At 62.2% G+C, this 13,141-nt stretch carries 12 protein-coding genes; 8 read left to right on the forward strand and 4 right to left on the reverse strand.

Features of this window, described 5'->3' with window-relative positions:
• Positions 1-16: 16 nt before the first annotated feature.
• A complete protein-coding gene (locus CWE01_RS13995) occupies positions 17-769 on the forward strand; it encodes an Asp/Glu racemase (protein WP_100941120.1) in 753 nt (250 codons plus the stop codon).
• 59 nt (positions 770-828) lie between these two features.
• The gene (locus CWE01_RS14000) at positions 829-1,713 is read left to right on the forward strand and encodes a LysR substrate-binding domain-containing protein (protein ID WP_100941121.1); all 885 of its coding nucleotides are present in this window, start codon (positions 829-831) and stop codon (positions 1,711-1,713) included.
• A 23-nt stretch (positions 1,714-1,736) separates the two neighbouring features.
• Here CWE01_RS14000 and CWE01_RS14005 read toward each other — a convergent pair whose 3' ends face one another.
• A complete protein-coding gene (locus tag CWE01_RS14005; protein ID WP_100941122.1) occupies positions 1,737-3,179 on the reverse strand; it encodes a SulP family inorganic anion transporter in 1,443 nt (480 codons plus the stop codon).
• Positions 3,180-3,261: 82 nt separating this feature from the next.
• Positions 3,262-4,128 (reverse strand): LysR substrate-binding domain-containing protein, encoded by an 867-nt coding sequence (locus tag CWE01_RS14010; protein ID WP_100941123.1) that lies wholly within the window; start codon positions 4,126-4,128, stop codon positions 3,262-3,264.
• A gap of 109 nt (positions 4,129-4,237) precedes the next feature.
• On the opposite strand from CWE01_RS14010, the gene CWE01_RS14015 reads away from it, so the two are divergent.
• The 3 genes from CWE01_RS14015 (at position 4,238) to CWE01_RS14025 (ending at position 6,219) form a co-directional block, all read left to right on the forward strand.
• Positions 4,238-4,612, forward strand: coding sequence for a tautomerase family protein (locus tag CWE01_RS14015; RefSeq protein WP_100941124.1), 375 nt, complete (start codon positions 4,238-4,240; stop codon positions 4,610-4,612).
• 210 nt (positions 4,613-4,822) lie between these two features.
• The gene (locus tag CWE01_RS14020) at positions 4,823-5,452 is read left to right on the forward strand and encodes a LysE family translocator (RefSeq protein ID WP_100941175.1); all 630 of its coding nucleotides are present in this window, start codon (positions 4,823-4,825) and stop codon (positions 5,450-5,452) included.
• A 77-nt stretch (positions 5,453-5,529) separates the two neighbouring features.
• A complete protein-coding gene (locus CWE01_RS14025) occupies positions 5,530-6,219 on the forward strand; it encodes a GNAT family N-acetyltransferase (protein ID WP_100941125.1) in 690 nt (229 codons plus the stop codon).
• Here CWE01_RS14025 and CWE01_RS14030 read toward each other — a convergent pair whose 3' ends face one another.
• Positions 6,220-7,071, reverse strand: a complete 852-nt coding sequence (locus CWE01_RS14030) for a CAP domain-containing protein (RefSeq protein ID WP_100941126.1) — start codon at positions 7,069-7,071, stop codon at positions 6,220-6,222.
• A 410-nt stretch (positions 7,072-7,481) separates the two neighbouring features.
• On the opposite strand from CWE01_RS14030, the gene mqo reads away from it, so the two are divergent.
• A complete protein-coding gene (gene mqo, locus CWE01_RS14035; protein ID WP_100941127.1) occupies positions 7,482-9,128 on the forward strand; it encodes a malate dehydrogenase (quinone) in 1,647 nt (548 codons plus the stop codon).
• 119 nt (positions 9,129-9,247) lie between these two features.
• Here the strand turns inward: mqo and CWE01_RS14040 are convergent, their stop codons facing one another.
• On the reverse strand, positions 9,248-10,174 hold the full coding sequence (locus CWE01_RS14040; RefSeq protein ID WP_100941128.1) for a LysR family transcriptional regulator: 927 nt from the start codon (positions 10,172-10,174) through the stop codon (positions 9,248-9,250).
• Between the two features lie 157 nt (positions 10,175-10,331).
• Between CWE01_RS14040 and CWE01_RS14045 the strand changes: the two genes are divergently transcribed.
• Positions 10,332-11,186 carry a pirin family protein gene (locus CWE01_RS14045; RefSeq protein ID WP_100941129.1) on the forward strand — a complete coding sequence of 285 codons (855 nt, stop codon included), beginning with the start codon at positions 10,332-10,334 and terminating at the stop codon, positions 11,184-11,186.
• 144 nt (positions 11,187-11,330) lie between these two features.
• Positions 11,331-13,136, forward strand: a complete 1,806-nt coding sequence (locus CWE01_RS14050; RefSeq protein ID WP_256346801.1) for a sensor domain-containing phosphodiesterase — start codon at positions 11,331-11,333, stop codon at positions 13,134-13,136.
• The last annotated feature ends 5 nt before the right edge of the window (positions 13,137-13,141 follow it).

Here is a 13,141-nt window from a genome sequence, read left to right on the forward strand (position 1 = left end):
TGAAGAGCATCGACCCATGAAAAACTTCCGAATCGGCCAGATCGTGCCCAGCTCCAATACCACCATGGAGACCGAGATCCCGGCGATGTTGACCTCGCGTTACTCGCTGTTTCCCGAGGAGCACTTCACGTTCCACTCCTCGCGGATGCGCATGATGCACGTCAGCCCCGAGGAGCTGAAAAAGATGGATATCGACAGTGATCGCTGCGCACTGGAGCTCAGCGATGCGCGGGTCGATGTCATGGCCTATGCCTGCCTGGTGGCGATCATGTGCCAGGGCGCCGGTTATCACAAAGTCTCCCAGGCACGGCTGGGCAAGACCGTTGCCGGCAACCAGTCGAACGCCCCGGTGCTCAGTTCCGCCGGCGCGTTGATCGACAGCCTGAACCTGCTCGAATACAAGAAAATCTCGATTATCACGCCATATATGAAGCCCCTGACCCAGCAGGTCATCGACTATATCGAGGCGGCCGGGATCGAAGTGGTCGACTCCATCAGCCTGGAAGTCTCGGATAACCTGGCGGTCGGTCGCCTCGACCCGATGAACCTGGTGGCCCACGCCGACAAGCTGAATATCGGCCAGGCCGACGGCGTGGTGCTCTCGTGCTGTGTGCAGATGCCCTCGCTGCCGGCCATCCAGATCGTCCAGGATCGCCTCGACAAGCCAGTGCTGTCGGCGTCGGTGGCGACGGTCTACCAGATGCTGAAAAGCCTCGGCCTCAAGGCCCAGGTGCCGAATGCCGGCCATCTGTTGTCCGGAGCGTTCTGAGTCGGGAGCGGGCGGGGTATTATGTCCGCCACTCAGGCCCGCATGCCCCGGTACCGCCCATGAAGCTCGACCCCGTCTCCTTGCGACTCTTTGTCAGTGTCATCGAAGAGGGCACCATTGCTGCCGCCGCCAAGCGCGAACATATCGCCGCGGCGGCGGTGAGCAAGCGCCTCAGTGAACTGGAAGAGTTGCTGGAGTCGAAGCTGCTCAACCGCACCAACAAGGGCATCACCCCCACCGACGCCGGGCTGTCGCTGCTGTTCATGGCCCGCAGCGCGCTGAACAATCTCAATGAAATCGTCGTGCAGATGCGCGATTACTCCCATGGTCGGCGTGGTTCGGTGCACGTCCTTGCCAATATCTCGGCCATCACCCAGTTCATGCCGGGGCTGGTCAAGTCGTTCATGACCGCCTACCCGCTGATCAACATCAGCCTGGAAGAACAGCAGAGCCTGGCGATTACCAAGGCGGTGGCGGAAAACCGTGCCGAGATCGGCATTTTCACCCGTCTGCCCCACGGCGCGGATATCGAGGTGTTTCCGTTTCGCAGCGATCGGTTGGTGTTGCTGGTGCCCGACGATCACCCGTTGGCGGTACGGGAATCGGTCAGCTTCGGTGAGACCCTGGATTACGAATGCGTCGCCTTGCGCAGTGGCACTCACCTGAATTTCCAGTTGATCAAGGCGGCCAACGACCTGGGCCGTTCGCTGAAAATCCGCATGGAAGTGTCCAGCTACGATGCGCTGTGCCTGATGGTGCAGGCCGGGGTGGGCATCGGCATCATGCCCCAGGGTAGCGTGGGGATTTACAACCTGAGCAGGACTCGGATGGTCGGGCTCGATGAAACCTGGGCCTGCCGTGAACTCAGTGTCTGTGTGAGGTCGCGCGAGGCGTTGTCGGTCGCGGCGGGACTGTTTCTCGAGCACCTGATCGCGGAACGCTGACCGTCAGCGCCCCGCGTAGGGGCTTATTGGTGCGCGCCGGCGCGCTTGAGCAGGCGCTTGCAACGTTCGGACAAGTGAAACACGTGCAACTGCTTGCCGGCCTTCTCGTAACGCTCGCGCAGGGTCTTCAAGGCGGCAATGGCCGAGTAGTCGACGAAGTTCAGGTGACGGCAGTCGAGGGTCACCTGGGCCGGGTCGTTGGCCGGGTCGAATTGATTGAGAAAGGGCGCCGTCGAAGCAAAGAACAGAGTGCCATGCAGCCGATAGAGCTTGCTGCCGTCGGCCTCCAGGTGGCTGTCGGCGTAAAGTTCCCGGGCTTGCTGCCAGGCGAAGTTGAGTGCGGCGACGACGATCCCGCAGAGCACGGCGGTGGCCAGGTCGGTGAACACGGTGATGACGGTTACGGCGACGATCACCAGTACGTCATTCAGCGGCACTTTGTTCACGACCCGCAGCGAGGCCCAGGCGAAGGTCTGCTGCGCGACCACGAACATGACCCCGACCAGCGCGGCCAGCGGGATACGTTCGATAAAGGGCGAGAGAAACAGGATGAACAGCAGGATCATCACCCCGGCGACGACACCGGACAGCCGACCGCGGCCACCGGAACTGAGGTTGATCACGGTCTGGCCGATCATGGCGCAGCCGCCCATGCCGCCGAACAGGCCGGACACCATATTGGCCACGCCCAGTGCCGCGCACTCACGGTCCGGGTAACCGCGGCTTTCGGTGATTTCGTCGGTCAGGTTCAGGGTCAGCAGGGTTTCCAGCAGGCCGACCATGGCCATCAGGAATGCATAGGGGGCGACGATCCGCAGGGTTTCCAGGTTCCATGGCAGTTGCGGCAGGGCCAGCACCGGTAGGCCACCGGCAATATGCGCCATATCGCCGAGGGTGCGGGTCGGCAGGTCGAGCAGGTACACCGCCAGGCCCACGCCGAGGATCGCCACCAGCGCCGGGGGGACGGTTCGGGTCAGGCGCGGCAATAGATAGACAATGGCCATGGTCAGCAGCACCAGCCCGGTCATCAGGTACAGCGGCGTGCCGCTCAGCCAGGTTTCGCCGCTCTTGAAATGTTCCAGCTGGGCCAGGGCGATGATGATTGCCAGGCCGTTGACGAAGCCGAGCATCACCGGGTGCGGCACCATGCGCACCAGCTTGCCCAGGCGCAGCAGGCCGAAGGCGAGCATGATCAACCCGCCCAGCAGCACGGTGGCGAGCAGGTACTGCACACCGTGTTGCACCACCAGTGCGACGATCACCACGGCCATCGAGCCGGCCGCACCGGAGATCATGCCCGGGCGTCCGCCCAACAAGGCGGTCAGGGTGCAGATGATAAAGGCGCCGTACAGGCCCATCAGCGGATTGAGGTGGGCCACCAGGGCGAAGGCGACGCATTCGGGCAGCAAGGCAAAGGCGGTGGTCAGTCCGGCCAGGGCATCGGCGCGCAGGCGTTGGGGTTTCATGGCGTACCTGAAAGACGAGCCGGCAGGGCCGGCGGCGAAAAGAAGGGGGCGGATGGTACGCAATTGAATGCGTGGCGGCCAGTTAGCGCAGTTCGGCCAGGCTCGCCTGGATCAACTCGGACAGTTGCCGCACCGCCGTTGTCGGCGCCGCCACGGCCTGGTGCAGCACATAGCCGAGCATCGGCAGCGGCGGCAGGCTTTCAATCACCGCAAGCTGAGGGGGCAGGCCGATACGGGTGCGCAAGGTGACGCCGAGCCCCGCCGACACGGCAGCCCAGATGCCACTGACGCTTGGGCTGGTCAGCGCCACTCGCCAGGGGATATGCGCCTGGTCCAGGGCGTTGGTTGCCGCACTGCGCAAAATGCACGGCGCGTCAAATACCACCAGGGGCAAAGGCAGGTTGTCGGCTGGGGAGGGCGCCGGCAACTCGCGCGAGCCGATCCAGTGCATCCGGGTTTCACCGAGACGCGTGGCGTGAGGTGTGCTGGAGGCGGTTTCCCAGGCCAGCGCCAGGTCCAGGCGGTCATTCTCGATCATCGCCAGCAGTTCGGCGTTGCGGGCGATACTGACCTCCAGGCTGACCCGTGGGTGGACCCTGGAAAAGCGCCGCAGCACGTCACTGAGCAGGTGCTCGGCGAAATCGTCCTGCAAGCCGATGCATACCGTGCCTTCGATGCGGGCACCTTGCAGGCTGCTGAAAATCTCGTCGTTCAGTTCCAGCAGGCGTCGGGCGTGACTGAGCAGGGATTCGCCCGCTGCCGAGAGGATCAGACCGCGACCCGACTTGACCAGCACGGCGCTGCCGACCTGGCTTTCGAGTTTCTTCAGTTGGGCACTGACCGCCGAGGTCGAGCGGCCAAGACGGTCCGCCGCCTTGGCAAAGCTGCCGAGCTCGACACCGGCGACAAAGGTGCGCAGTACATCAAGGTCGAAGGTGGGGTGGCGCATGGAAGATCATCCACTTATTTGGGATTGTGGGTTCTGTCTAATCTGATATTCGGAACTATCGTGGCTGGTTAACCTGCCTCCGTCAAATCAACAGTTTGTTGGAGGTTGTATGCCTTTCGCCCGTATTTCCCTGCATCGGGGCAAGTCCTCCGAGTACCTTCTCCGGTTGTCCGAGGAACTGCATGAGGCCCTGGTGGAGAGCTTCGAGGTGCCGGCTACCGATCGCTTCCAGGTGATTCATCAGCATGAGGTGGGTGAGCTGATCTTCGATCGCGACTACCTGGGCGGGCCGCGCAGTGAGGACTTTGTGCTGATTGCGATCACTGCGGGGCGCATCCGGGATACCGCGACGAAACAGCGCTTTTATCGGCGACTGGTGGAGCGGCTAAGGGTGGCGCCTGGGATTGATCCGGAAGATGTGATGGTGGTGATCAGCACTACCCAGGCGGATGAGTGGTCGTTTGGGGGAGGGCGGGGTAACTGACTGTCCGACCGGCGCCAACGCTGTCTTGTGGGCGCTGTGGCGCTAAAAGCTTCGCGGGCAAGCACCGCTCCCACAGGTCTTCCGTCGTATGCGGATTCTCGACTCGACACGGACCTCGTGACTGTTATGCCCGAATCGTTGCCGGCTGTTCCTGCTGCGCAGTGTTCAACCACGCTAAGGTGGGGGCCTTCCTTGCCGAGTGTGGTGATCATGATCGACCTTTCTTCCCTGGCGGTATTCGCGGCCGCCGTGACGATGTTGCTGGTGATTCCCGGGCCCAACATGGCCTTTGTCACAACCCATGCCCTGTCCCATGGCTGGAAAGGCGGGTTCGCGGCAGCGTTGGGGATCAGCCTGGCGGATCTGTTGATGACCGCAGCGGTCGGTGCCGGGGTTGGCGCGCTGGTCATGAGCTGGGCGCCGGCGTTCGAGTTGATTCGCTGGGCCGGCGCGGCCTATCTGCTGTGGCTGGCCTGGGTGGCGTTGAAGTCGACGGCGCCTGCAGCGCAAGGTCAGGCGCCGCTGGGTTCGATGCGCTCGATCTTTATCCGGGCTACGCTGAACAGCCTGCTCAATCCCAAGGCCCTGCTGTTTTTCATGGTCTTCCTGCCCCAGTTCGTCAATCTCGAGCACGGTGGTATCACTTTGCAGCTGGTCGGGCTGGGCATCCTGCTGGCGCTGATCGCCCTGGTTTTTCACTCGTTGCTGGCGCTCTTTGCCAACCTGGTGCGTAACCGCTTACCGAGTGGCGGTGTGTCCCGGCGCCTGGGCAGCTACGGTTTTGCCGCCGTGATGGCGGGGCTGGCGGCACGCCTGGTGCTGCTCAACCGCCCGACCTAGGCAAGACCGGTTATCATGGGCGGCCCTTGGCTGCTGACTGCCGAGGGTGCGCCTCAACCCTCGGAGCCCGATGTTCGATGTCCACGATCACCTTGTTTGAAACCCCGCCCCCGGAGTCGATCCACAGCCAGATCCAGCAGATGGTCGTCGATTACGTCACCGACGTCAGCCAGGTGGCCATTGCGCCGAGCAATCCGCTCTACAACCTCTATCAGTATGGCGTCGGTTATGAGGTGCATCTCTATCTGCAGGCGATGGATGGCTCCAAGGGCCTGGCCGTCGAATTGATCGTGGCAACCGATGCGCAGGACTCCGAGAAGGTTGTCGGTTTCCTGCTGTATCTGCCGGTCAAGGATGATCCCCAAGCCTGCTCGATCGCTTATATGGCGGTACGTGAAGGCCATCGGCGCCAGGGCGTGGCGCGGGGAATGCTGGGGCAGGTGCTCGAACGTTATCCCCATGCGGAACTGGCCTGCGTCGTCGGCAAGGTGCCGGTGTTCGAGGCCCTGGGTTTCCAGGTGCTGGCCGCGCGCGGGCCGCAGGTGTTGATGAATACCCGCGACCACGGCACCGACGGGCTGGTGGCGGTGCTGGATATCGCGCCGATCTATCGTTCGCTGGAGGTGCGACAGATTCATGCCTATCTGCTGCAACAGCACGGCAAGCGCGCGATGGTCGACGCCGAGAAGCAGCGTGACCGCCAACTCGACCAGATGACCCGCCACGCCAGGGCTTTTGTCCTGGAGCGGCTGGGGGACCATCAATAGTTACGGGGTGCCGAACATCGCGGTCCAGTAGATCCCCGAATCGCTCTTCGGGTCCACCACATAGGCGGCGCCCAGCTCGCGGAATTGGGGATTCATCAGGTTGGCGCAGTGCCCCGGACTGGCCAGCCAGCCGTCGACCACCTTGCGCGTGGTGTCCTGCCCGGCGGCGATATTCTCGCCGATCAACTGGCCGTTGTAGCCCGCCAGTTCAGCCCGATCCCCCGGCATGCGCCCATCACGGTCCTTGTGGTCGAAGAAGTTGTTGTTGGCCATATTCCGGCTATGGCCTTCAGCGGCGCTCGCCAATACCGCGTTCCAGGCCAGGGGCGTGGTGGCGGCAAACGCCTGGCCGCCACATTGGCGCGCTTGCGTACGGGCGCTGTTGATCTGTTCGAGCAGCTTCTGGCCTTCGGCCTGCCAGTCCCCCAGGCGCGCGCTCAGCAGCGGTCGCGCCAGCACGATGCGCCATTCACGCCCCTCGCGGTTGACACCGATGTCGACGAACTGCGGGTTCAGCACCACCTGGCAGAAACTTTCCTGCACGGCTTTCATCGCCGCCGCCGCATCGCGGGGCCCCGAGAGGCTGATGGCCTGCACGCTGACCATCGGATAGGCCTTGGCGCTCAGCGCCTGCTGCAAGTCGCCCGGGCTATTGATGGGCAACACCAGGCGGGGGTCACGGGTCAGGGGCGGCAACTCCAGTGATACCTGGCTCGCGCAACGCTGCGCCTGGCTGCGGTAGTGGTTGATCGAATCAACCAGTTGCGCCTGATCGGCAGGATCGGCGCTGGCCGCGAATACCGGGCCCAGCGTCAGTGTGGCCAGACCGATAAGTGATGATATGAAGCGCATGGACATCTCCCGGGGGCGGACTGCGCCCATGATGCCGGATTTCCCACGGCAGGCGCACTTGAACCTTGGTCAGCTTATCCTACAATTCCGGTAGGTTTTTTCTGTGTAAAGGCGAGGCGTTTTCATCAAGTCACGTAGCTGAGGTATTATGTCGCAGCACGGAAGCGTCTAGCGTGCCTATCCGAGGTGACCGGACGTCGAAGGAATCGAGAAAAAAGCCTCACGGGCTGAGTCGCATGAGCTGACAGATTGCGCTCATCGGCCAGGTCCGGGCAGGGGCAAACAAAATGAGTGTCACCCAACGTAGCTGAAGCCAATGACTAATAAAAAGTCAGCGCAGGAGGGACATGAACGTGAGGCCGGTGCTTTTTCATGGGCCTTGTATGTCTACCTATCCTAGGTATTACTGAATGTTGAAGAAACTGAACACAGCGCTGCTGGGGCTGGCGGTGTCGATGGGCGCGATGTCCGTACACGCGGCCGAGACAAAAAAAGTCGATGTGCTGCTCATCGGCGGGGGCATCATGAGTTCGACCCTGGGGATCTGGCTCAATGAATTGCAGCCGGATTGGTCGATGGAAATGGTCGAGCGCCTCGATGGCGTCGCCGAAGAAAGCTCCAATGGCTGGAACAACGCCGGTACCGGTCACTCGGCCCTGGCCGAATCGAACTACACGCCTTACGACAAGAACGGCAAGATCGATATCTCCAAGGCGATCGAGATCAACGAATCGTTCCAGATCACCCGTCAGTTCCTCTCCTGGCAGGTTCGTCAGGGCGTGCTGAAGAACCCGCATTCGTTCATCAACTCGACGCCGCACATGAGCTTCATGTGGGGGGACGACAACGTCAAGTTCCTCAAGGATCGCTACGCGGCCCTGCAGACCAGCCCGCTGTTCAGCGGCATGCAGTACACCGAAGATCAGGAACAGATCAAGAAGTGGGTCCCGCTGATGATGGAAGGGCGTGATCCGAAGCAGAAGATCGCGGCGACCTGGACACCTATCGGCACCGACGTGAACTTTGGCGAAATCACCCGCCAGTACGTCGCTTACCTGCAGGCCCAGCCTAACTTCAAGCTGAAGCTGTCCAGCGAAGTGCAGGACATCAAGCGCAATGACGACGGCACCTGGCGCGTCACCTACAAGAACCTGAAGGACGGCAGCGAAACCGCGGCCGACGCCAAGTTCGTCTTCATCGGTGCCGGTGGCGGTGCGCTGCACCTGCTGCAGAAATCCGGTATCCCTGAAGCCAATGACTACGCGGCCTTCCCGGTCGGCGGTTCGTTCCTGGTGACCGATAACCAGGACATCGCCCTCAAGCATATGGCCAAGGCCTATGGTATTGCTTCGACCGGCGCGCCACCCATGTCGGTTCCGCACCTGGACACCCGTGTGCTGGACGGCAAGCGCGTGATCCTGTTCGGGCCATTCGCGACCTTCTCCACCAAGTTCCTGAAGAACGGTTCGTACTTCGACCTGTTGACCAGCACCACCACCCACAACGTCTGGCCGATGACCCGCGTGGGCATCGAGCAGTACCCGCTGGTGGAGTACCTGGCCGGTCAGTTGATGATGTCGGATGACGACCGCTTCAACGCCCTGAAAGAATACTTCCCTGAAGCGAAGAAAGAAGACTGGCGCCTGTGGCAAGCCGGTCAGCGCGTGCAGATCATCAAGCGTGACGAAGAGAAGGGCGGCGTCCTGAAACTCGGCACCGAGGTGGTCACCGCCAAGGACAACAGCATCGCCGGCCTGCTGGGCGCGTCGCCTGGTGCTTCCACCGCCGCGCCGATCATGCTGACCATTCTGGAACGGGTCTTCAAGGACCAGGTCGCGACGCCTGCCTGGCAGGAAAAACTGCACCAGATCGTGCCAAGCTACGGCACCAAGCTGAACGGCAACCCGGCAGCAGTCCAGAAGGAATGGGACTACACGGCTGAAATACTGCAACTGACCAAGCCTCCGGTGATCGGTCAGACCGCCGCTGCGCCAGCCGCACCGGCCGCCACTGACAAGCCAAAGGCCGACACCCCAGCGGCTGACATGGCGCTGTAAGACCCGGCCTCGCTTCGGCGAGGTGCTGCAGACCGAAGAACACCCATTGCCCGCTCTTGCGACCGGCCAGTGGGTGTTTTTTTATGTCCGCGAAAAAGGCTTTCGGCGAGTGACGCAGGTCACTCAAGGTCAAGGGCGGGCTTCGGCCCTCCATCCTGCCCATGGAGCTTGTCCATGAAGGTGTCTATAAACGTCGACACCGCCAGGGGCAACTGGCGTCGACTCGGGTAGAGTACGTTCATCCCCCGGCTCTTGCGTTGGTAACCGGGCAGTACCGGCACCAGCAAACCGGCCTGTACATCGAGTCGGGCCATGGTGGGCGGCAACAGGACGATCCCCAGGCCCGCCAGGGCAGCCTTGCGTAGCGCCTGGGCGGTATTGGCGCTGAAACGGCCGCTGACCTGCACTTCCTCCTCGACACCGGCCGGGTTGTTCAGGCGCCAGGTGGTGAGGCCGCTGGGGTGCGGGGCGCTGATACAGTCGTGGTGGACCAGGTCCTGCAAGGTCTGCGGCGCGCCATGTGCCGCAAGATAGGCCGGACTGGCTACCAGGCCGTCACTACGTGGCCCCAGCAATTGGCGCCCGACAAAAGCTGAATCCTGCAGGGGACCGGCGCGAAAGGCGACGTCGATCTGTTCGGCGATCAGGTCGGCCTTGGCGTCGCTGAGAACGAAGTCGAGCTTGACCTGCGGGTAACGGGCCAGAAATTCGGCGACCCAGTCCATCGGAAAAAACTCGAAGAAGTCGGCTGTCGCCGCCACCCGCACCAGGCCGCTGGGAACCTGGCTGCCGCCTTGCAGGTCATGGCCGGCGTCGAGCAAACCGTCGACGGCCCCGGCACACCGCGTATGGAAGGCCTGGCCGGCGCCGGTCAGCCTCAGCTTGCGGGTGGAGCGTTGCATCAGGCGTGTGCCGAGCCGGGTTTCGAGCTGCTGGATACGTCGGCTCAGGGTATTGGCCGGCACGCCCAGGTGCCGGGCCGCCTCGGCAAAGCTGCCGTGGCGCACCACCTGGACGAACATGGCGATTTCATTCAGGTCGAGCATGGCGAAATTACTGTCATAAATGGAGGAGTGAAATCCAATTATGCCATCTAGTCCGGTAATAGGGGGGCGATCCATACTGCGCCGTAACTGACCCTCGACCGCGCTCGTGTTGATTGCCGTCCAGGGGGCTATCCGATCATTTTTCAGGAGCATTCCCATGACAGCAAACACTGCCAGTGCCCGCGCCCCGAAGCGTCGCGCGATTATTCACCGGACCTACGGTAGCACCCACGGCTCGATTACCCGCCTGGTGAGCCCCGGCGACCTGGGCGAGTGGCTCAAGCCGTTCGTCTTTCTCGACCGTTTCCAGGCCCGGGCCGGTCAGTCGGGGTTCGGCATGCACCCGCACTCCGGCATCGCCACCTTGAGCTATCTGAGCGAAGGCGCATTTTTCTATGAAGACAGCACCGGTAAACAAGGCAGTCTGCTGGCCGGCGGGGTTGAGTGGATGCAGGCGGGGAACGGCGTCTGGCACACCGGCTCGATTGCACCCGAGGTCAAGCACGTGCGCGGTTTTCAGCTTTGGGTGGCGTTACCGGCGGCCGATGAGAACGCACCGGCCCGCAGCCAATACCTGAGCCCGGCACAAGTACCGCAGGACGGCCCGGCGCGGGTGCTGCTGGGTCACTATGGCGCGGCGCAGAGCCTGATCGCGGCCCCCGTACCGATGAACTACCTGGCCGTGCATTTGAAAGACGGCGAGCGCTGGACCTACACACCACCGGCCGGTCACAAGGTCGGTTGGCTGGCGGTGGATATCGGCCAGCTTGACGCCGGCGACGCTGGCGGCCCCCTTGGCGAGGGCGAATTGGCGATCTTCGAGGAGCGCGAGGAGGTCATTGATCTCGTGGCCCGGGGTGAGACCACCTTCGTGCTAGGCTCAGCGTACAAGCATCCCCATGAACTGGTGCTGGGCAACTACTCGGTGCATACCAGCGCCGCGGCACTGGTACGGGGCGAGGCCGAGATCCTGCGGATCGGTCGACGTCTGCGCGAGGAGGGCCGCCTGTAACCAAACGGGTACAAGGCTTTCCGCGCTTTGTCAGACATTGGTCGCATTTATCTGGATATTATTCGGTGCCCGCGCAATGATTGGCGGCAAAAGGCCATCCTTCCTGGCCGACTGAACGACTCAGATTGACGACAACAGGTGCTGATGAAAAAACTCACGACAGTTGAGCTGATGTTGTTGCGTGATCGCGAAGAAGAAGAGCGGCTGGCCGCCCTGCATGCCTTCGACCTGATGGATGTTGCCCGCGAAGAGTGTTTCGAGCGGATCTGCCGATTGGTTGCTTCACGCTTTCAAGCGCCGGTGGCGATCGTCAGCCTGATCGACAAGGACCGCCAGTGGTTCCTCGCCAGCACCGGCTTTTCCGCTCAGCAGGCACCGGAGCTGGAGCTGTCGTTCTGTGCCCACACGATCCGCCAGAGCGGCGTATTCGTGGTCGACAACGCCTGTCTCGACCCGCGCTTTGCCGACTTCCCCGTGGTCCAGGGCGACGACGCCCTGACCTTTTATGCCGGCGCGCCCTTGCGCACCGAGGGCGGCTACGCCATCGGCAGCGTCTGCATCCTCGATACGGTTTCACACGACCTGACGCCGGACGACCAGGCAGCCCTGGAAGATTTCGCCGCGCTGATCATGCAGTTGATCGAGCGCCAGCACCTGCTCAAGCGCGTGGATGCGGTCAGTGGCTTGTCCAATCGCACGCAATTTCTCTCCGACCTGCAGGGTTTGATCCTGGCGGGCGAGACCCGCAAGAGAGTCCTGGTGACGGTCGATGCCCTGGATACCGACTGGGCGCACCGTTTGACGGTGGCGGAGGGCATGGTGCCCTTTGAGGCGGTCCTGCGGGATATGGCTTCGCGGATCCAGGCGTTTATCGGCACCGGGATCAAGATCTATCACGTGATGGTCAAGGGCTTTGCCTTCACCATGCAGATGGACGCCGTTGAAGCCCGCGGTTTTTTACCGCGGCTGGTGGATTGGCTGCGGCGGGCACCGATCAGTGAGAATCTGCCGATGGTGCCCACGGTCTGTGCGGGGTTGCTGGAGTTCGAGAGTGGCTCGCAGACAGCTCGGGAATTGCTGCGCAAGGGCTTGTTCGCCCTGGAAACCGCGCGGCAGAAAGGCCAGCCATACGCCTATTACAACCACCAGGAGGATACGGCCTTCCGCCGTCTGTTCAGCCTGCTGCCGGATATCACGCCGGCCTTGAAGTCCGACGATGTATTCCTGGTCTATCAACCGCGGTTCTCCTTGCGCGATGGCGCGCATCTCAGTGCCGAGGCGCTGATTCGCTGGAATCATCGGTTGCACGGGTTTATCTCGCCGGCGGAGTTCATTCCGATTGTCGAGAAAAGCTCGCTGATCCATTCGGTGACGGATTGGGTGATCGAACGGGTCGTGATGCTGATCGCCAGTACGGGTTATGCCCGGGATAAGAAGATCTCCCTCAACCTGTCATCGCGGGATTTTTATGGGCGCAATGTGGCCGATGTGATTGCCCAGCGCTGTGCGGCCCATGGGGTCGATCCGGCGATGCTTGAGGCTGAAATTACCGAAGGCGAGTGGCTGCGCTCCAGCGCCGGGGTGATCGAACAGCTTCAGCAACTGAGAAACATGGGCGTCGATGTGGCCATCGACGACTTCGGTACCGGCTACAGCAACTTCTCCTACCTGCACAAGATCCCGGCCAATATCCTCAAGCTCGACCAGTCGATGATTTTCGAACTGGAATACAGCGCCCAGCATCAGCGGGTGGCCAAGTCGATTATCGGCGTGGCCCGCGACCTGGGCTACCGAACGGTAGCCGAGGGCGTGGAAAGTTTCGGCTGCCTGGAAATACTCAAGCACTTCGGCTGTGACGAAGCGCAAGGCTACTTTCTTTCCAGGCCGGTTGAAGAGGCGCTTTATTTCCAGCAGGCGGCACTGGATCGTTTCCCGCTGAAGACGGGCTGAGGCCT

The organism is Pseudomonas sp. QS1027, assembly GCF_002814235.1.
Classification (GTDB): domain Bacteria; phylum Pseudomonadota; class Gammaproteobacteria; order Pseudomonadales; family Pseudomonadaceae; genus Aquipseudomonas.